General features: G+C 72.7%; 17 protein-coding genes and 1 pseudogene. 7 read left to right on the plus strand and 11 right to left on the minus strand.

The window, feature by feature from the left end; genetic code table 11:
* The 4 genes and pseudogenes from C2L58_RS03400 to C2L58_RS03415 all read left to right on the plus strand — a co-directional run.
* A pseudogene (locus C2L58_RS03400) lies at positions 1 to 501 on the plus strand (histidine kinase); the annotation flags it as partial.
* Positions 498 to 983 carry a roadblock/LC7 domain-containing protein gene (locus C2L58_RS03405; protein WP_103335741.1) on the plus strand — a complete coding sequence of 162 codons (486 nt, stop codon included), beginning with the start codon at positions 498 to 500 and terminating at the stop codon, positions 981 to 983. The pseudogene C2L58_RS03400 and the gene C2L58_RS03405, both read left to right, overlap by 4 nt.
* Positions 980 to 1,360 carry a DUF742 domain-containing protein gene (locus C2L58_RS03410; RefSeq protein WP_103335743.1) on the plus strand — a complete coding sequence of 127 codons (381 nt, stop codon included), beginning with the start codon at positions 980 to 982 and terminating at the stop codon, positions 1,358 to 1,360. The genes C2L58_RS03405 and C2L58_RS03410 overlap by 4 nt, the downstream gene beginning before the upstream one ends.
* Before the next feature lie 13 nt (positions 1,361 to 1,373).
* Entirely contained in the window at positions 1,374 to 2,138 is a 765-nt protein-coding gene (locus tag C2L58_RS03415) for an MHYT domain-containing protein (RefSeq protein ID WP_103335744.1), read from the plus strand.
* A gap of 43 nt (positions 2,139 to 2,181) precedes the next feature.
* Here C2L58_RS03415 and C2L58_RS03420 read toward each other — a convergent pair whose 3' ends face one another.
* From C2L58_RS03420 to C2L58_RS03465, 10 genes are all read right to left on the minus strand, one after another.
* Positions 2,182 to 4,578 carry a DUF7617 domain-containing protein gene (locus tag C2L58_RS03420; protein ID WP_103335746.1) on the minus strand — a complete coding sequence of 799 codons (2,397 nt, stop codon included), beginning with the start codon at positions 4,576 to 4,578 and terminating at the stop codon, positions 2,182 to 2,184.
* 280 nt (positions 4,579 to 4,858) lie between these two features.
* The gene (locus C2L58_RS03425) at positions 4,859 to 5,557 is read right to left on the minus strand and encodes a GntR family transcriptional regulator (protein ID WP_103335748.1); all 699 of its coding nucleotides are present in this window, start codon (positions 5,555 to 5,557) and stop codon (positions 4,859 to 4,861) included.
* 347 nt (positions 5,558 to 5,904) lie between these two features.
* The gene (locus C2L58_RS03430; protein WP_103335749.1) at positions 5,905 to 7,395 is read right to left on the minus strand and encodes a beta-N-acetylhexosaminidase; all 1,491 of its coding nucleotides are present in this window, start codon (positions 7,393 to 7,395) and stop codon (positions 5,905 to 5,907) included.
* On the minus strand, positions 7,395 to 8,213 hold the full coding sequence (locus C2L58_RS03435) for a carbohydrate ABC transporter permease (RefSeq protein ID WP_103335751.1): 819 nt from the start codon (positions 8,211 to 8,213) through the stop codon (positions 7,395 to 7,397). The genes C2L58_RS03430 and C2L58_RS03435 overlap by 1 nt, the downstream gene beginning before the upstream one ends.
* On the minus strand, positions 8,210 to 9,142 hold the full coding sequence (locus tag C2L58_RS03440; RefSeq protein ID WP_103335752.1) for a carbohydrate ABC transporter permease: 933 nt from the start codon (positions 9,140 to 9,142) through the stop codon (positions 8,210 to 8,212). The genes C2L58_RS03435 and C2L58_RS03440 overlap by 4 nt, the downstream gene beginning before the upstream one ends.
* 70 nt (positions 9,143 to 9,212) lie before the next feature.
* Entirely contained in the window at positions 9,213 to 10,487 is a 1,275-nt protein-coding gene (locus tag C2L58_RS03445) for an extracellular solute-binding protein (protein WP_233225527.1), read from the minus strand.
* Positions 10,488 to 10,504: 17 nt separating this feature from the next.
* Entirely contained in the window at positions 10,505 to 11,680 is a 1,176-nt protein-coding gene (locus C2L58_RS03450; protein ID WP_103335755.1) for a carbohydrate-binding protein, read from the minus strand.
* Positions 11,681 to 11,817: 137 nt separating this feature from the next.
* Entirely contained in the window at positions 11,818 to 12,765 is a 948-nt protein-coding gene (locus C2L58_RS03455; protein ID WP_103335757.1) for a threonine ammonia-lyase, read from the minus strand.
* A gap of 9 nt (positions 12,766 to 12,774) precedes the next feature.
* Positions 12,775 to 13,149 carry a VOC family protein gene (locus C2L58_RS03460; RefSeq protein ID WP_103335759.1) on the minus strand — a complete coding sequence of 125 codons (375 nt, stop codon included), beginning with the start codon at positions 13,147 to 13,149 and terminating at the stop codon, positions 12,775 to 12,777.
* A complete protein-coding gene (locus C2L58_RS03465; protein WP_103335760.1) occupies positions 13,146 to 13,883 on the minus strand; it encodes an arsenate reductase/protein-tyrosine-phosphatase family protein in 738 nt (245 codons plus the stop codon). The genes C2L58_RS03460 and C2L58_RS03465 overlap by 4 nt, the downstream gene beginning before the upstream one ends.
* A 27-nt stretch (positions 13,884 to 13,910) precedes the next feature.
* Here C2L58_RS03465 and C2L58_RS03470 point away from each other — a divergent pair, with 27 nt between their 5' ends.
* Entirely contained in the window at positions 13,911 to 14,537 is a 627-nt protein-coding gene (locus tag C2L58_RS03470) for an acyl-CoA dehydrogenase family protein (RefSeq protein WP_255410489.1), read from the plus strand.
* Between the two features lie 367 nt (positions 14,538 to 14,904).
* On the opposite strand, the gene C2L58_RS03475 is transcribed toward C2L58_RS03470, so the two are convergent.
* The gene (locus C2L58_RS03475) at positions 14,905 to 17,202 is read right to left on the minus strand and encodes an ATP-binding protein (protein WP_103335762.1); all 2,298 of its coding nucleotides are present in this window, start codon (positions 17,200 to 17,202) and stop codon (positions 14,905 to 14,907) included.
* Positions 17,203 to 17,389: 187 nt separating this feature from the next.
* Here C2L58_RS03475 and C2L58_RS03480 point away from each other — a divergent pair, with 187 nt between their 5' ends.
* On the plus strand, positions 17,390 to 18,412 hold the full coding sequence (locus tag C2L58_RS03480) for an amidohydrolase family protein (protein ID WP_103335764.1): 1,023 nt from the start codon (positions 17,390 to 17,392) through the stop codon (positions 18,410 to 18,412).
* On the plus strand, positions 18,409 to 19,323 hold the full coding sequence (locus C2L58_RS03485; protein WP_103335765.1) for an amidohydrolase family protein: 915 nt from the start codon (positions 18,409 to 18,411) through the stop codon (positions 19,321 to 19,323). Before C2L58_RS03480 ends, C2L58_RS03485 begins: the two co-directional genes overlap by 4 nt.
* The last annotated feature ends 14 nt before the right edge of the window (positions 19,324 to 19,337 follow it).

Raw genomic sequence — 19,337 nt, forward strand, 5'->3', positions numbered from 1 at the left:
GACGCTTCCGCGGCGCACCGAGTTGGTCCGGCGGAGTCGGTGGACCAGCTGGCTACGGCCGAGTCCGGGTGGGCGAGCCGTGCCGAGACTCCCGCGGCGCACCGAGCCCCTCCGGCCGAGCAGGCCTCGTTCGCCGAAGCGGCGAGCCGGCCCAACCGAGCCGAAACCCACGCCGCCGATCCCACCCTCCGTCCCGCGGCGGCCCCCGTCGGCGGCTGGGACACCCCGGCCGATCGCACACGGCAAGCCGCCGAAAGCGCTCTCAAGCCGCCCGCCGCGCGGAACCTCACCGATGCCGGCCTGCCCACCCGGCGACCCGGGGCGCAGCTCGCTCCCGGCGCCGTCGTTCCTCGCGCGCGCGAACAGGCCGGCGGGACCTTCCGCGACGCCGCCGCCGTGCGCAGCAGTCTTTCGCGGCACTACCAAGGCATGCGCGCCGCCCGGATGGAAAGCGCCGCGCGTGCCGAACAATCCGGAAAGGACGAAGTGGATCCGCGATGACGGAACTGCACCCCCGGCGCTCCGCCACCCAGCAGGCGGCCCGCTCCCTCAGCGGGACGCTCCCCGCGCCGCCCGAACGGTCCGCGACGCTGAACTGGCTGGTCCACGGGTTCGTCCAGGACGTCTCGGGGGTCGCGCACGCCGTGCTCGTCTCCGCCGACGGCCTGCTCGTGGCGGCCGACGACACCCTGCCCCGGGAACGCGGCGACCAGCTCGCGGCCATCGCGGCCGGCCTGTCCAGCCTGTCCCTCGGCACCGCCGAGCTGTTCACCGCCGGCCGCGTCGTGCAGTCGGTGATCGAGATGGAGCAGGGGTTCCTGCTGCTGATGAGCGTCGGCGACGGCTCGAACCTCGTCGTGCTCGCCTCGACCGGCTGCGACATCGGGCTGGTCGGCTACGAGATGACGATGCTGGTCGAGCGGGTGGGGCAGAAGGTCGACGTGCCCGCGCGCGAGATACCGGTGGCCCAGGACCACCGGTGACCGACGATCCGCCCGGGGACGAGCCGCGCCGCAGCCCGGCGCTGGCCCGCCCCTACGCGTGGACCGACGGCCGGACCGCCCCGGCCGTCGAAATCGCCGTCGAAGCCCTGGTCGAGACCACCGCCGACGGCCGGGCCGAGGCCGTCTACCAGACGTCGAGCGCGCTGGCGGAGGTCCTCGAGCTGTGCGTCCGGCCGCGGTCGCTGATGGAGATCGCCGCCCTGCTGGCCCTGCCGCTCGGCGTGGTCCGCGTGCTCGTGTCGGACCTGATGCAGGACTACCTGGTGATCGTCCGCGACACGCTGTCGGACACGGCCACCTGGGACGAGCGCCACGACCTGATGGAACGCGTGCTGCACGGGCTGCGCGACCTGTAGAGAGGACTTCGCCATGGAGCATTTCGCGCTGGGGCACTGGCTGCTCGTGCTCGCGTACCTGACGTCGGTGGTCGGCTGCGCGCTGGGGCTGGCGTGCGCGGTCCAAGCCCGCCACGCGGCCGATCCCCGCCACCGCGTGCGGTGGCTGGTGCTGGCCGCCGTGTCGATCGGCGGCGTCGGCATCTGGCTGATGCACTTCGTGGCCATGCTCGGCTTCAGCACCCCGGGGATGCCGGTCCGCTACGACATCTTCCGCACGGTCCTGTCGGCGATCCTGTCGGTGGCGGCGGTGTTCGCGGGGCTCGTGGTGGTGGGCGGCCGCGCGAAGTTCGGCTGGTGGCGCCTGGCCCTCGGCGGTGTCATCACCGGCCTGGCGGTGAATGTCATGCACTACACGGGGATGTCGGCGCTGCGGGTGAAGGGCGACTTCGGCTACGACGGCGGCCTGGTGGCCCTCTCGGTGGTGATCGCGGTGGTGGCGGCGACCGCCGCGCTGTGGTTCGCCGTCTTCCTCGACCGCCTTTCGCTGCGGCTGCTGGCCGGCTTCGTGATGGGCGCGGCGGTGACGGGCATGCACTACACGGGCATGGCGGCGGTCCGGATGACGATGGACATGAGCGCCCCGGACCCGGCGGGCGCGGAGGTGTTCTCCTTCCTGTTCCCGGTCTTCGTGCTGGCGGCGATCGCGATGGCCGTGCCGCTGTGCGCGGTCCTGATGGCGCCGGCGGTCCCGGCGGAGACCGCCGAGACCGCCGTGGAAGACGCCGTCACGGTGTGAGCCGGCCCGCGGAGAACGTCCGCGGGCCGGCGATCTCACCTCCTCACAGGCTGCACAGCAGCGAGCAGGCCTTGGCCGACGACCAGTCCGTTGTGGACGGAGGTGTGCCCGGCGGGACGTTCACCGGTACGTAGGTCACCTTCGCCTTGTTGGTGATCGGGAACAGGTTCAGCAGCGCGTACGTGGCGCAGTACACCTGCTTCGTCTGGCCCGCCGCCAGTGCGAACGGCCCCGTCTGGCAGGTCGGCTCCACGGTGTCCACGACCTGCGCGGACGTGATCCCCACCGGACCCTGGTTCGTCACCGTGATCCGCCAGTACGCCGACGCCGCGAGCACCCCGAGCAGGCCCACCGGGGCCTGTTTCGCCCACGGACCGGCGCCGCCCGGGCCGCACTGGGCCGGGTGGATCGCCGTGCAGATCTCCTTTTCCACGGTCACCTTCGGGGTGCACGACGCGCCGGGAGCGACCGGGAGCGTCACCGTGTTGGAGCTGAACGAACCCGTCGAATCCGTGCCCGTCGCCGTGTTCGCCACCGACGTCACCGTGCAGTCCGCCGAGATCGTCGTGCGGAAGCACACCTGGGGTGCGTCGCCGGCGAAGTCGACCACCAGCGAACCGCTGAAGCCCGCCGCGCTGTGCAGCACCAGGGTCGTCGTCACGGTGATCGACGGGTGTGCCGCCACCGAGACGCCGGTGAGGTCGACCGAGCCGTCCGGGGCGAAGCCCGGGGTCGGCACCACCGCGCCGCCGGAGTCGACGACCGTCACCCGCGACGCCGCGAAGTCGACGTTCGCCGGGTCGACGCCCGTCAGCCGCGCGGACGTGTAGCCCTGGACGTGACTTCCGCCGTCACAGTAGAAATCACCCGGCCGCAGGGTTACCTGCCCGCCGGAGCGGACACACGGCGTGGCCCCGGTGATCGGGTCCATGGAGAACAGCACGCCCGCGTCGCCGAGGCCGATCAGGCAGCCCGACGGCGGGTCGTACGCGTAGCCGTAGTCCCGCGTCGCGCCGCCGTTCACCGAGGGGTGGGTGATCCGCGCGGGCAGCCCTGCGCACGCCGCCCCCGTCGTCCAGTCGTGGCACACCGCCGCACCCGCGATACCGCCGTTCCAGACCGGGAGGTAGCTGCGCAGGTGGCCGCTGGGGTCGGTGACGACCTCCGGGTTGAAGACGTACGTCCCGTTCGGCAGCGCGGCCGCGCCCGGTGGCGGGGCCAGCGCCGAGCCGTCGAGGGCGTAGCACGTCGTGACGTTGGTGCCGCCGGTCGTCGACGAGCACACCCCCACCGGGGCACCGGTCGTGCCGAACGCCGTGTAGGCGTTGTAGGTGAAGTTCCCCGCCGGTCCGGTCGGCCGCCAGGTGGCCCAGCCGGCGCACGCCGTGGCCGTCGCCGGGTCGAAGCAGCCCAGCGACGGCACCTGCGCGGTGCCGGGGTTCGACGACGACGCGAACACCTTGCCCGCCACGACGTCCAGCGCGCCGTAGACGTACGGGTTGCCGCTGATGGGCGGCGCGATCGGCGCGTACGGCTGGCCGCCGCAGGCGCTCTGCGTCGCGATGGTCCAGCAGGTCACCGCGCCGCTGCTGACCAGCCCGTACACGTTGCCGCCGGTTTCCACGAACCCGGTGATGCCGGTCACCGCGGGCGAACCGCCGATGGTGGCCAGCGGCCAGTACCCGCAGTTGGCCGAGGCGGCCATGTCGAGGCAGGCGACGCCGACGGAAGCCGCCGTGACGGCGGGGTAGTAGACCTTCGCGGGCGACGCGGGATCGCGGACGTACTGCTCGACCATGGTGGTGGCGATGTCCCCGGCCCCCAGCGTGCCGAGCGGGCCGGGCGCGGTGTTGAGCACCTTCGGCCACGGGCCGCCCGGGCACCGCGTGCCGGTGGCGAGCTCGGTGCAGACCACCTTCGGCGACGTGGCCCCCAGGTGGTGGTAGATGTTCCAGGCCTGCAGCGAGCCGCTCGGCGTGCGGTACAGGATCGGCGAAAAGCCGTCGCCGCCGGTCGCGGTGGTGACCGCCTGCACGGGCGGGGTGAGGGCGCCGGTCAGCTGGGTCGCGTCGGGGCCGACGGCGGGGTTCGTCGCGCGGACGGCGGTCACGCCGGACGCCGGTTCGGCGCCGGTGAACGTGCTGCCGTCGGTGGACCACTCCGGCGTCCAGCCGGGCGGGACGTGCAGCGAGCCGGACTGGTAGGCCTGGCCGGCGCCGACGGCGTCGGTGATGGCGGCGGCGCCGGTCGTGGTCGCGTGGTCTTCGTAGCCGACGACCCAGTTCGCGGTCGCGCCGTGGGCGGCCGGGGAACCGGTGCCCTGCACGGACTTCGTCAGCGCCGAGACCGCCGGGGCGGGGTCGGCGGCCGCGGGCAGCGGGACGACGGCGGCCGTCGCGAGCGCCAGGGGCAGGACCGCCCCCAGCATGCGTCTTCGCATGGTTGGTCCTCGATTCCGGAAAGGGGTGAAATGCGTCAGGAAACGTTTTCCTGGCCGAAGGAAAATCCTATGCCGCTTCGGCAGTGCGGTTGAAGCACTCTCACCCGGGCGCCGAAAAAGCGATGCGAACAGCGCAATTGCTGGGCCGTATGCCGTGGTGGGCACCTGCCGTGACGAGGGAGTTTCGGCGTGGTTGTCACCCGAACGCCGTCCGGCGTTCACTCGTTCGGGTAACGAGGGTCGGCTAAGAAACCCCGTTTTCCGACGGGTCGAAGATTTATTAACCGGATTCGGCGTCGAACCGGAGTTTCGACGTGATGCGGTAACGGTCGCCGCGGTAGACCGAGCGGGTCAGCTCGACTACCCGGCCCGTGGTGTCCCGGGTGAGCCGTTCGATGTGCAGGATCGGGGCGTACACCGCGATTTCGAGGAGCTCGGCCTGGCCGGGGTCGGTGACCGCGGGTTCGATCGTCTGCACCGCGTCCTGCACGGCGATGCCGAAGCGTTCCCGCAGCAGCCGGTAGAAGTTGCCCGCCTCCAGGTCGGCCGGGCGCAGGCCGGGGACCAGGGAAGCGGGCAGCGCCAGGCCTTCGATCGCGATCGGTTCGTCGTCGACGTACCGGACGCGCGTGACGCGCAGCACCGGCGTGCCCGGCTCGAGCTCCAGCTCCCCGGCCAGGGACCGCGGGGCGGGGGAGACCGCGAACGCGACCACCCGGCTGGTCCAGTGGCCTTCCGCCGGCGGCACCGCGAGCCCGGTCGCCAGTTCCTGGGTGACCTTGTGCGGGCTGGTGAACGTGCCCCGGCCGCGCTGGCGCACCAGCAGCCCGGTGCGGGTCAGCTCGTCGATGGCGGCCCGGACGGTCGGGCGCGAGACGCCCAGCTCGGCGGCGAGGTCCCGTTCGGAGGCGAGCCCGGTGCCGGGGCCGGCGTTCTCGATCACCTTCAGCAGGTGCCGCCGGACGCGGTCGCGCTTCACGGTGGGCGGCCGGTCGGCCGGGTCACCGGCTTCGTTGCGAGGGTTCCGGGTGGCGGAGCTCCCGGCCTGGGGCGGAGCCCCGGATGTCACAGCTTCGTTGCGGGGGTTCCGGGCGGTGGAGCCTCCGGCGTGGGGCGAGGCTCCGGATGTCACAGCTTCGTTGCGGGGGTTCCGGGTGGCGGAGCTCCCGGCCTGGGGCGAGGCTCCGGCTGGCCCGGCTTCTTTTCGGGGGTTCTGTGTAGCGGAGCCCCCGACCCGGGGCGAAGCCCCCGATGGCCCGGCTTCTTTCCGGGGGCTCCGGGCGGTGGAGCCCCCGGCCTGGGGCGCATCCCCGGATGGCACAGCGGTCAAGGCACCGTCTTCCCGGATACTCCGAGCGCGCCGGCGAACCGGACGCGCTCCTTCGGCAGGGCACCCAGCGCACGCAGCCGGTCGAGGTGGCCGGCCAGGCGCTGGCGGAAATCAGCATAACCGCGGCTCGGCGGCGACCACGCCCGCTCGGCCAGGGCGCACAGCCGCGGGAACGCCAGGTGCCGCACGTGCTCGGGCGTCGGTGCGTGCTCGGTCCACAGCTGGGCCTGGGTGCCGAGCACCCCGGGCGTCGTCCCGTCGCTGACCGGCAGCCCGCCCGCCAGGGGATCGAAGCGGTAGACGTCCTCCAGCGTCGTCACGGGCTCGCGCGGTGGCTCGCCGGGGTCCTCGCTCTGCCGGTAGTCGAAGTACGTCGACGTGTGCGGCGCCATCACGACCTGGTGGCCGCGGGCGACGGCGAGCGCGCCGTGGGCGGGGTCGCGCCACGCGGTGACGATCAGCTCCGCGGGCAGCCGTCCCGCGGCGTGGCCGGTCTCGTCCCAGCACACCGCCCGGCGGCCCAGCTCCGCGACGATGTCGTGCAGCCGGCCGAGGAACCACGGGTGGAGTTCGGCGGGACGCACCCCGAGGGCCGCCGCGGTGGCCTGTGCGTCCGGGCTGGTTTCCCACTGCGTGGTCGGGCATTCGTCGCCGCCGATGTGCAGGTACGGCGCCGGGAACACGCCGGCGACCTGCGTGAGGACGTCCCGGCAGAAGGCGAAGGCCTCGTCGTGGACGCCGAGGATGTCCGGGCTGATGCCCCATTCCGTCCACACCGGCAGGGCCACCGAAGGCCGGTTGCCCAGCGAAGGGTAGGCGGCCAGCGCCGCGCGCACGTGCCCGGGCAGGTCGATCTCCGGCACGATCCGCACGCCGCGTTCGGCGGCGAAGGCGACCAGGTCGCGCAGCTCCCGCTGGGTGTAGAACCCGCCGTGGGGGACGCCGTCGAAGACGCCGCTGCCCGCGGGCCCGACCATCGATTCGGCCCGCCAGGCCCCGACCTCGGTGAGCCGGGGCCGGCCGCCGATCTCGATCCGCCAGCCCTGGTCGTCGGTGAGGTGCAGGTGCAGGACGTTGAACTTGTGCAGCGCCAGGAGGTCGACGAACTCGCGCAGGAACGAAAGCGGCATGAAGTGCCGGGCGACGTCGAGCAGCACGCCGCGCCACGGCAGGCGGGGCGCGTCGCGGATCGTCAGGCACGGCAACCGCGGGTGCAGCTGGCGGATCGTCTGCACCCCGGCGAGCAGGCCCGCCTCCGTGGACGCGGTGAGCAGCGCGCGGCCGGGGGTGACCTCCAGGGTGTACTCCTCCGGCCCGAGTCCCGGTTTCCGCGCGAGCCGGATGACGGGGCCGTCGGGGACCAGCGGGAGCCCGGTGTACGCGGCGAGCAGCCGGGCCGGGCCGTGGGTGCCGGGACCCGCGAGGATCCCGGTGGGCACGCAGGAACCGGCGCGGCGGATCAGCCGTGCGGGGCGGGGGATGAGCATCAGCCCTTCACCGCGCCCGCGGTCATGCCCTCGACCAGGTGGCGCTGCACGAGCGCGAAGAAGATGACGACGGGCAGCGCGAACAGCGTCGACGCGGCGATGAGGCCGCCGTAGTCGGTGCCCGTGCTGGTGCTGAACGAAACCAGCCAGACCGGCAGCGTGTAGCCCGAGCTGTCCTTCATGATCACGTAGGCGAAGAGGAAGTCGTTCCACGCGGTGATGAAGGCGAACACGCTGGTCGCGATCAGCCCGGGCAGCACGAGCGGCAGCAGGACCGAACGCATGACCCGCGCGCGCGTCGCGCCGTCGACCATCGCCGCCTCCTCCAGTTCGACCGGGATGCCGTGCAGGAAGCCGCGCAGCGTCCAGATCGTGAACGGCAGCACGAGCGCCACGTAGGTCAGGATCAGCCCGGGCAGCGTGTCGAGCAGGTGCGCGCTCTTGAGGCCGAGGAACAGCGGGATGACCAGCGCGGGCACCGGCACCATCTGCAGCACCAGCACGCCGACGAGGAAGCTGCGGCGCCCGAAGAACCGGAAGCGCGTCAACGCCGTCGCGGCCAGGAAAGCGACCACAATGGACAGCAGGACGACCGCGGCGACGACCACGACGCTGTTGGCGAGGTCCTGGACGAACCCGGGCTTGGCCAGCGCGCCGGCGAAGTTGCCCAGCGTGACGTCGACGGGCAGGAACTCCGGCGTGGGCTGGAGGATCTTGCCCGCCGGCTTGAACGCCGTGAGCACCATCCAGTAGACCGGGAAGATCCACACGAGGCAGAACACCGCCGCGATCGCGTTGCGGCCGAACCGCCGGATCACAGGTCCTCCCCGGACCGGACGAGCCGCCGCACGTACGCGGCGGTCAGGCCGACCAGCAGCACGACCGAGACGACGGCGATCGCCGCGCCCTGGCCGAAGTCGTTGCGGCTGAAGGCACGCGTGAAGGTCCAGATGCCGAGCGTCGTGGTGCCGCCGCCCGGGCCGCCCTGGGTGAGGATCCAGATCTGGTTGAACACGGTGAAGTCCCAGATGATCGAGAGGATGGTGACCAGGCCGAGGATCGGCTGCAGGAACGGGACGGTGATCGTGCGGTGCACCCGCCACGGCCCGGCGCCGTCGAGTGCCGCGGCTTCGTAGTAGGAGCGCGGGATCTGCGAAAGTCCGGCGTGCAGGGTGAGCGCGGCGAACGGGACCGACTGCCACACGACCAGCAGCCAGACGAGGGTGAACGCCGACGCCGGGGTCGTGGTCCAGTCGTGCTGGGTGAGGTCCCCGAACCCGAGCCGGGTCAGCAGCCAGTTCACCACGCCGTAGCCGGGCTGGAAGAGCCACTGCCAGACCAGGGTGGACGCCACGTTCGGCAGGGCCCACGCCGCGATCAGGCAGAGGGTGACCGCCGTGCGCATCCGGCGGCCCAGGCCGCGCAGCAGCAACGCGACGCCGGACGCGATCACCAGCGTGCCGGCCACCAGCGCGGCGCAGAGCCCGAGGCTGCGCCCGAGGACCGGGAGCAGCTCGGGATCGGCGAGGACGCCGGCGTAGTTGTCCCAGCCGGCGAAGCGGGTCGTGCCGGTGAACAGCGACCGCAGCCCGTAGTCCTGCAGCGAAATGACGACCAGCCGGACGAGCGGGTAGCCGAGCACGAGCCCGAGCAGCGCGGCCGCGGGCAGGAGCAGGCCGTAGGGCAGCAGGGAGCGGCGGCGGGGCGCCGCCGTTCTTTCCCGGGTGGGTGCCTTCTCGAGCAGCACGGGGACTCCTTCGCGGAACAGGGGCGGGGTGGCCCGGCGGGGACGGCGGTCGGCCGGGCCACCCCGCCGGTCAGCGGGCGCCCAGCGCCTCGGTCAGGTGGGCGTCGAACTCCCGGGCCGCGTCGGCGATCGGCCGGCGTCCGGTGGCGATGTCGGCGAAGAACGTGTTGATGGACTTGTCGCTCTCGATGGTCGCCCAGCCGGGGGCGGCCGGAGTGGCGACGCTGGTCTTCGCCGCGGTGGCGAACGCGACGTCGATCGGCGGCAGCGCCGGCGTGATCCGGTCGATCAGCTCGGTCGAGATCGGTGTCCAGCCGTCGATGCCGGCGATGGCGTCCCGCTGCACGGCGGGGTCCGTCGCCGCTTTCAGGTAGGCCAGCGCGAGGTCGGAGTTGCGGCTCTTGGCGGCGACGACGAGGTCCGAGCCGCCGAGGAACACCGGCTGCGTCTTCCCGGGCGTGCCGCTCGGGAACGGGAACGTGCCCAGCCGGTCCTTCAGCTCCGGCTTGTTCTTGAGCACGGTGTTGACGCTCGTGTCGAGGATGGCCGCGGCCCCGCCGGCGGAGAAGATCGCGGCCTGGTCGGGGGCCTTGGTGTCGACGTTGCGGGACGCGGGGGAGGAGTAGGCGTTCTGGAAGTCCTTCCACGCCTGCAGGCCCTTGAGCGCTTCGGGGCTTTCCAGCGCACCGGTCCACTTCCCGTCCTTCTGCGTGGCCAGCTGCCCGCCGGCGTCCCAGACGAACTGCAGCGCGCCGAACCAGTACCGGCCGGGGAAGTGGAAGGCCGAGTAGTCCGGCGCCGGGTGCTTCGCCTTGATCTTGTCCAGGGCGGCGGTGAGCTCCGGCAGGGTCTTCGGCGGGTCGGTGACGCCGGCGTCGGCCCAGACCTGCTTGTCGTAGATCACCGCGCGGTTGCCGGCGAACAGCGGCGCGCCGTAGAGGTGTCCGTCCACAGTGGCCGGTCCGGCCAGGCCGGGCAGCCAGGTCTGGCCCGCGGCGAGCTCGCCGTGGTGCGGGGTGAGGTCGGTCAGCGCGCCGTTGGCGGCGAACAGCGGGACGTCGGTGTTGCCGATTTCGATGACGTCCGGCGTGCTGTCCTGGGCCAGTGCGGTGCTGATCTTCGTGTTGATGTTGTCCCATTCCTGGATCTGCACGGTGACGTGAGCGCCGGTGGCCTTCTCGAACGCGGCGCCGATCGCCGCGGCGGCCTTGTCGCTGAGGTCGCCGTTCATCAGCCAGACGGTCAGCGCGCCGCCGCGGGCGGCGGGAGCGGGGGTGTCGGTGCCGCAGGCGGTGGCGGTCGCGGCGGCGACGGCCAGTACGGCGGCGAGGATGCGTCTGCGCACGGGGAGCTCCTGGGTTCTCAGCAGTGGCCGAGGTCGCGCCACTGGGCGGTGAGGCCGGGCTCCGAACCCTGCGTCCACCAGTTCGCCTGCCAGAGGTGGGCGTTGTGCTTCACCCGCTGGCCCTCGAGGTACACGGTGCCCCAGTCCCATTCCGCCGCCGACGAACAGTTCGCGGGCTGGGTCGGCGTGGTGGGGGTCGTCGGTGTGGTGGGCGTGGTCGGCGTCGTGGTCGCCGGCGGGGTGGTCGGGGTCGTGCAGCCATTGACACTGTCCACATGGGACGTTCCGGCGGAGCGGTACTGCCCGGCCTGGGCGACGGCGTCGGCCGGGGAGACGACCTGGTTGCCGGCGTAGTAGGTCCAGTCGACCTGTTCGGTGTAGGCGCTGGTGCCGCTCGTGTGGCCGGCGGTGTCGATGAACCACATGTTGTAGTTGATCGACATCGGCGTGCGCGGGTACACCGGGTCGCCCTGCGCGTCGGTGGTGTGGTCCGCGGTGAGCACGCCGTCGATGTAGTACTTCACGTGCCCGCCGGAGACCTGCGTGACGATGTCGTGCCAGCCGGCGAAGCTGCGGTTCTGCGCGGTGGACGTGCGCAGGCCGTCCCACGTGGGGTTGTTCCAGTAGGTGTACCAGCTGGTCTGGTAGTTCGCGGTCGAGCCGCCCCAGCCGCCGTTGGGCAGGTACTCCGAGAAGTCCAGTTCGCTGTAGAGCGGGTCGCGGTCGTACCGCAGCGGGGAAATCGTGAAGTAGGTTTCGTTGACGTGGTCGCCGTCGGGGCCGCTGTCCGGCGCGTCGGTGAAGCGGACGCGGCTGGCGTACGTGCCTTCGAAGAAGCGCAGCTGGTTCTGGTACAGCTCCGCGTGGGTCGTGCCGGCGGCGCTGCCGTCGGTGGTGGCGGTGAGCTGGGCGACGCGCTCGCCGTTCACGGCCGGGAAGCTGATGTTGCTCGTGAGCCAGCGCGCGCCCGGGACCCCGGGGCTGCCGACGTCGTTGCGCGTGGTCCACCCGGCGCTGCCGAAGGCCCCGTCGGTGGGTGAGGCGTAGTGGAAGTCGTCGAAGAGCACACCGCAGCCGGCGGCGGCGGATGCCGGGCTGGCGTCGGCCCCGCCGGAGAGGACGAGGGCGGCCGTGGCCGCGGTGGCGAGGCTCGTCAGGGCTGCGGTGGTGGTCCGGATGCTGCTGCGGGACATGGGTCTCCTCCTGGGGATGCCGTACCGCGGGGAGCGCCGATTGGTCTAGACGAATCAGGTGGCCAGTACCTTCCTCCCTGACCATTGGTAAAGTCAAGGAGGCGGCAAAACTTACCTTTGGTAATTTTCCGCGGTCGTCAGCGAACCCAGTGGCGGTAGGCGCCGAGGTCCACGTTGCCGCCGCACACGACGGTCACCACGTGCCGCCCGGCGAAGCGGTCCCGGTCTTCGAGGATCGCCGCGATGCCCAGCGCGGCCGAGGGTTCGGCCACCAGGCCGGCGTGTTCGAGGAGCAGCCGCATCCCGGCGATGATCGACGCGTCGGTGACGAGGACGGCGTCGTGCGCGACGACGAGGAGGTCGGCCAGGACCTCCGGGATCGGCCGCCGCCCGGCGACGCCGTCGGCGATCGTGTTCGTCGGGCCGGTGGTGACGACGCGCCGGGCGTGCCAGGAGCGCGTCATCGCCGGAGCGCCCGCCGGCTGGACGCCGAGCACCTCGGTGCCGGGCGCCAGGGCCCGCACCACGTGCCCCACGCCGGTCGCGAGCGCCCCGCCGCCGAGGGCGAGCAGGACCGCGTCGAACGACGTGGCGGCGTCCACCAGCTCCAGGCCGATGGTCGCCGCGCCCTCGCAGGTTTCGAGGTCCAGGCTGTCTTCGACCAGCCGGATGCCCTCGCGGCGGGCGATGGCCGCCGCGCGCTCGCGGGCCAGTTCGTGGTCCCCGTCCACCAGTTCGAGCCGGGCGCCCAGCGCGCGGATGCGGTCGAGCTTGGCCGCCGTCGCGTGCCGGGACGCCACGACGGTGACGTCGAGCCCCCGGCCGCGCCCGGACCACGCGAGGGCCTGGCCGAGGTTGCCCGCGCTGGCGCACACCACCGCTCCCGCGAGCCCGCTTGCCACCACTTCGGTGCCGCGGCCCTTGAAACTCCGCACCGGATTCGCCGTCTCGAGCTTGATGCTCACCGCACACCCGAGCACCGGTTCCAGCGCCTCGCAGCGGTACAGCGGCGTGTCCAGGAAGACCGGATCGATCACCTCGCGGGCCGCCCGGATCCGGGCGAGGTCGAGGCGCGTTTCCGGCACGGCCGCAGCCTAGTGCGCGGGCTGGAACAGCTCCACGAGGTTTCCGGCCGGATCGGCCAGGAGGATCTGGCGCCCGCCGGGGCCGGACACCACTTCGGTGCGGAACGCCACTCCCGCGCCGGTCAGCCGGGCGATCTCCGCGTCGAGGTCGTCGAGCACCAGGTGGATGCGGTTGCGGCCGGCGGCGGAAGCGTCCGCGGGGGTGGCGCGCGCGCCGGAACTCGCCGGGCCGGACAGCAGCAGCCGCAGCGGGCCGCGGACGACGTCGGCGAACGCGGGCGCCGCACTCATCCGCACGGTGAAGCCCAGGTGCGTGGTGTAGAAGTCGAGGGCCGCCTGGACGTCGTCGACGACGTACCGGACGCCGGCGTACTGCTCGCTCATGGCCGGACCTCCTTGCCGGGCACGAGTTCCGGCAGCAGGTGCCGGACGCGTGTGTCGAGCTCCGCGGCCGTCTCCGAAAAGGAGCCCGGCTCGGGGATGCTCCAGTGGCGGCGCCGCGGGTGGTGCGGGAACTCGGGGCAGACCTCGCGGACCTTGTCGCACACCGTGATGACGTGGTCGAACCGCTGCCCGGCGACCGCGTCCAGGTGCCGCGGCCGCTGCCCGCCGACGTCGATGCCGAACTCCGCGAGCGCCCGGATCGCGCCGGGGTGCAGGGCGGCCTTCGGGTGGCTGCCCGCGCTGGTCACCGTCACCTCCCCGGCGCGCCGCCGTCTCAGCAGGGCTTCGGCGATCGGGGACCGGGCGCTGTTGCCGGTGCACAGGAACAGCACCGCCACCCGCCCCGGCGGCGGCGAGACTTCGGGGCGCAGCACGGGATCCAGTGTGGGATCGAGGGTGGGATGCAGGGCCGCGCCGGTCTCGGCGAGCGCGCCCGCGCAGCGGTCGAGATCGAGGTGGTAGTAGCTGTCCCGGCCGTCGAAGCTGCTCCGGGTGGCCGTGACGAGCCCGCCGTCCCGCAGCAGCCGCAGGTGGTAGGAGACCAGGTTCTGCGGCTCGCCGACGCGCTCCACCAGCTCCCGGACCCGCAGGTCGCCGCCGGCGAGCGCGGTCAGCAGCGACCACCGCAGCGGGTGGGCGGCGAGGCGGACGAACACGGGCGGCTCGGAGGCCATCCCCGGACAATACATCAACTGGATTTGATGGAAAAGCTCGTTGAGCGGATGAAGGAGCTCGGCGTTTTCGGGCTCGCCGTCCCCGAAGCCTGGGGCGGCACGCCGGTTTCGGCCCGGTGCTACGCCGAGGTCACCGAGGAGCTGGCGTGCGGGTGGATGAGCCTCGCCGGCGCGATTCCACGTGTCGCGGGATCTCCCGAAGCCGGGGTACAAAGGCGTCGAAAGCTGCGAACTGTCCTTTGCGGACTTCCGGGTGCCGGCCGGGCCGCGCCGGCGGATTCGCTGCGGTACGCCCAGGAACGCGAGACGTTCGGCAAGCCGATCTGGCAGCACCAGCCGGTCGGCAACCTCCTCGCCGACATGGCCACGAAGCTGGAGGCGGCCCGCCGGCCGGTCCACCACGCCGCCCGCCGCTACGACTCCGGTGAGCGCGCGGACCTCGAGGCGGGCATGGCGAAGCTCTTCGCCTCCGAGACGGCGATGGAGATCGCCCTGAACGCGGTCCGCGTCCACGGGGGCTACGGCTGTTCCACGGAGTTCGACGTCGAACGGTACTTCCGCGACGCGCCGCTGATGATCGTCGGCGAGGGCACCAACGAAATCCAGCGCACGGTGATCACCCGGCACCTGATCCGGCGCCACCGCCTCGGCTGAGCGGCGGAGCGAGCGTGGTGGGTCCGTGCCGACTTGGGGGGAGGGGAAGGCACGGCCCCACCACGCTCTGCCGGGCGACGCGAGGTGGCGCCGCGTTGCCCGGCTGGTCCGAAGTGCCCTGGCGGGTCCGGTTTTGTGCCGAGTGGACCGTCCAGGGCGGATTGCCGCACTGGGGACGCCAAGTACCGACGTGCACCCATTGCCGGCCCCAGGCGTGGGACATCAGGACCGTGGGCCGCCGGCACCGGGGACAGGTCTGCGGCGCCGAATCGATGGACACCTCGTCCTCCTCCGGGCGGTGGGTGGTCGCGAGGAAGAGGATCGTCCACAGGGGACGCCGAGCGGACCGGGGAAACTACCCGGATGGCTACGCGGGTTGCCCGGGCTGCCCCACCAGCCACGAAGCCACCTGGGTGCGCGAGGTGAGACCGAGCTTCACCAGGATGTTCTCGACGTGCCCTTCCACGGTCCGTCCGCTGAGGACCAGGGCGGCCGCGATCTCCTTGTTGCTCATCCCGCGCGCCACCAGCTCGGCGATCTCCCGCTGCCGCCGGGTCAGCCCGCCGGGTTCGGCTGTTTTGTCCGCCGCCCGCGTGGTGGGCCGCTCCCGCAGCGCGTACCGGACGACCTCGTCGAGGCCGGAGCCGGCGGCTTCGGCGAACGCCGCGTCGAAGGCTTCGTCGCCGAGCGCCGTGCGGGCCGGCGCGGCGCACCGCTCGTCGATCCCCTGGTACGGACTCATCTCGCCGACGCGGGCGCCGCTGAGGCGCCAGACCGCGTCGGCGCCGCCGAGCAGCCGGGCCACCCGCTCGTGCTCGCCTTCGGCGGAGTGGCACCACGCGAGCGCCTCGACGAGGAACGCGAGCAGCGTCCGGTCGGACAACCGCAGGGCGATGGCTTCGTGCAGCAGATCCGCGGCCTGCCGCGGCTCGTCCGCGTGCCAGCGGTGGAGCGCGACAGCCCACAGCGCGTAGCCGCGGGACCACTGGGCCTCGTGCCGCTCGGAGAGGGCGAGCGCCTCCTCCGCGGCGGCCGCGCCCCGCGGATCGCCGAGGAAGAACCGCGCGGCGGCCAGCAGGATCAGCGTGTCGAACACCAGCAGCGCGTCCCCGGCCGACCGGTACCCGGCCAGGGCCCGCTCCAGCAGTTCGGCCCCACCGGCCAGGTCGCCGGTGAAGAAGGTGGACATGCCGGCGCACTCCGCGTGGCCGGCGCGGAGCCGTTCGTCGTCGAACTCGCCGGCGAGTTCGCCCAGCTCCGCCAGGAGCTCCGCGTGCGGCGCGCCGGTCTGGATGGCCAGGAACGCCATCGCGTACAGCCCCCGCGCCCGGACCAGGGTGCGCTCGCCGCACAGTTCGAGGCCGCGCCGCAGGTAGCCGCAGCCCTCCGGGACGAGGCCGCCGCCGTACCAGAAGTTCCACAGCGACGCGGCGATGTCCAGCGCCTGGCTCGCCGGCCCGGGGCCGGACAAGCAGTGCTCCAGCACGGCCCGGAGGTTGGCGTGCTCGCGGCGCAGCCGGCCGAGCCACTCCGACTGCCGCGGGCCGAACCCCTCGGCCCGGTAGCGCCGCGCGAGGTCCGCGTAGTACCCGGCCAGCCGGGCCCGAACGCCGGCCTCGTCGCCGCCGGTGGCCAGCCGGGCGGCCCCGTATTCGCGGACGGTCTCCAGCATCCGGTACCAGGCGTGCCGCCCGAAGGTGCCGTTCTGGCGGCTGAGGACCGATTTGTCCACCAGGCCGGTCACGACGTCCAGCGCGCTGCCGCCGCCGTTCCCGGTGGGGGAGCAGACGTGCTCGGCGGCGTCGAGGTCGAAGCCGCCGGGGAACACCGAAGCCTGCGCCCACAGCCGCTGTTCCGCGGGGGTGCACAGCTCGAAGCTCCAGTCGATCGCCGCTTCGAGGGTCCGGCGGCGGGGCTGCACGGCGGCGGGCCGCGAAGTGAGCAGGCCGAGCCGGTCGTCGAGCCGCTCGAGGACCTGGTCGACCGCCAGCACGCGCACGCGGACGGCGGCCAGCTCGATGGCCAGCGGGATGCCCTCCAGCCGGCGGCAGATCCGGCGCACCGTCCCGCGGTTGTCCGGGGTGAGCTCGAAGCCGGGCGAGACGGCGGCCGCCCGATCGGCGAACAGCGTGACCGCTTCGACCGGGCCGCCGCCGGTGTCCTCGTCGCCGGGGACGGGCAGCGGCTCGACGTGCAATAGGTGCTCGCCCTCCACGTGCAGCGTGTGCCGGCTGGTGGCGACGACCCGGAGCCCGGCGGAGACCGCGAGCAGTTTCGCGACCAGCGTCGCGCACTCGTCGGCGACGTGTTCGCAGTTGTCCAGCACCAGCAGCAGCTGCTTGTCCTCGAGGTACTCGGCGAGCCCGGCGGCCTGGTCGCTCGTGCCGCGCAGGCCGAAGGCGGTCGCCACGGTGTTCGGCACCAGGTGCGGGTCACCCACGTCGGCCAGCTCGACCAGCCACACGCCGTCCGGGAACGCCCGCCGCACGTCGGCGGCGACCCGCAGCGCCAGCCGCGTCTTGCCGACCCCGCCGGCACCGGTCAGCGTGACCAGCCGGGCCGTGGCCAGCAGCCGTTTCGCTTCCCCGAGCTCGTGGCGCCGGCCGACGAAGCTGGTCAGCTCGGCCGGCAGGTTGCCGGCGCTTCGGCGGGAACGGGCACCCATGCGCCAGAGTCTAGGTCCGCTCCCTCGTGTCGTCCCTCCGATCACGCGTGATGCCCCGCCAATCACGCGTGCCGCCCCTTCGATCACGCGAGACACCCGAACCGACGAGTTTCGTCGTAGATATTGTTAACAATCTCATCGACGATTAGGGTGCCGGTATCGAGACCCGAAGCGACGAGGACCCACCTTGATCATCGACTGCCACGGCCACTACACCACCGCCCCGCCCGCTCTCGCGGGGTGGCGCGAGCGGCAGATCGCCGCGCTGGACGGCTCCGGTGCCCCGCCGGCCGCGGCCGGCCCGCGGATCAGTGACGACGAACTGCGCGAGACGATCGAGCCGAACCAGTTGCGGCTGATGGACGAACGCGGCATCGACCTGACGATCTTCTCGCCCCGAGCGTCCTTCATGGCCCACCACGTCGGCGGGTTCGAGACGTCGGCGGCGTGGGCGGCGATCTGCAACGAGCTCTGCCACCGCGTCAGCACGCTCTACCCGGAGCGGTTCGCCCCGGCCGCGATGCTGCCGCAGTCCCCGGGCGTCGACCCCGCGACCTGCCTCCCGGAGCTGACCCGCTGCGTCGAGGAGTACGGCGCCGTGGCGCTCAACCTCAACCCCGACCCGAGCGGCGGCCACTGGACGGCCCCGCCGCTCACCGACCGGTCGTGGTACCCCGTCTACGAGAAGATGGTGGAGTACGACGTCCCGGCGATGGTGCACGTCAGCACCAGCGTCAACCCCGCCTTCCACACCACCGGCGCGCACTACCTCAACGCCGACACGACCGCGTTCATGCAGCTCGTGCAGGGCGACCTGTTCACCGACTTCCCCACGCTGCGGCTGATCATCCCGCACGGCGGCGGCGCGGTGCCCTACCACTGGGGCCGGTTCCGCGGCCTGGCCATGGCGCTCGGCAAGCCGGAGCTGGAAGAGCACGTGCTGAACAACGTCTTCTTCGACACCTGCGTCTACCACCAGCCGGGCTCGGACCTGCTCTTCGACGTCATCCCGGCGCGCAACATCCTCTTCGCGTCGGAGATGATCGGCGCGGTCCGCAGCGTCGACCCGCGGACCGGGCACCACTTCGACGACACCCGCCGGTACGCCGAAGCCGCTCTGTCCGAAGAGGACTGGGCGGCCATCCGGGAGCACAACGCCCGCGCCGTCTACCCGCGGCTGGACGCGCTCCTGAAGGGGCAGGGCCGGTGACCGCGCCCAAGACGCCCGGCTGGCTGGACTGGTGCCCCGCACCGTCCACACCGGACTTCCGGCTGCCGCCCGGGGCGGTGGACGCCCACTGCCACGTGTTCGGCCCGCAGGCGCAATTCCCCTTCGCGTCCGGGCGGAAGTACACGCCGTGCGACGCGGGCAAGGACGCCCTGTTCGCCCTGCGAGACCACCTCGGCGTCGCCCGGAACGTCATCGTGCAGGCCACCTGCCACGGCGCGGACAACTCGGCGATGGTCGACGCCGTCCGGGCGTCGGGCGGCCGGGCGCGCGGGGTCGCGACCGTCCGGCCCGACGTCGGTGCCGCCGAACTGCGGGAGCTGCACGCGGCGGGGGTGCGGGGGGTGCGGTTCAACTTCGTCAAGCGGCTGGTCGACGCCTCGCCCCGCGAAGACCTGAGCGCGATCGCGAAGAAGATCGCCCCGCTCGGCTGGCACATCGTGCTCTACTTCGAGGCCGCCGACCTGCCCGAGCTGGAAACCTTCTTCGGCGGCTTGCCCGCGCCGCTGGTGATCGACCACCTCGGCCGCCCCGACGTGACCCAGCCGGTGGACGGCCCGGAGTTCCGCCGGTTCCTCGACTTCGCCGGGACCCACGACGTCTGGGTGAAGGTGAGCTGCCCCGAGCGGCTCACCGTGACCGGGCCCCCGGCGCTGGCGGGCGAGCGCCACGCCTACACCGACGTCGTGCCGTTCGCCCGCCGCGTCGTCGAGGAGTTCCCGGACCGGGTGCTGTGGGGCACCGACTGGCCGCACCCGAACCTGAAGCACCACATGCCCGACGACGGCCTGCTCGTCGACCACGTCCGCCACCTCGCGGACACCCCCGGACGGCAGCGGCAGCTGCTCGTCGACAACCCGATGCGCCTCTACTGGCCCGGCGAAACCGCCTGAACCCCCGAAGGGCA

Source organism: Amycolatopsis sp. CA-126428, from assembly GCF_002904335.1.
Classification (GTDB): domain Bacteria; phylum Actinomycetota; class Actinomycetes; order Mycobacteriales; family Pseudonocardiaceae; genus Amycolatopsis.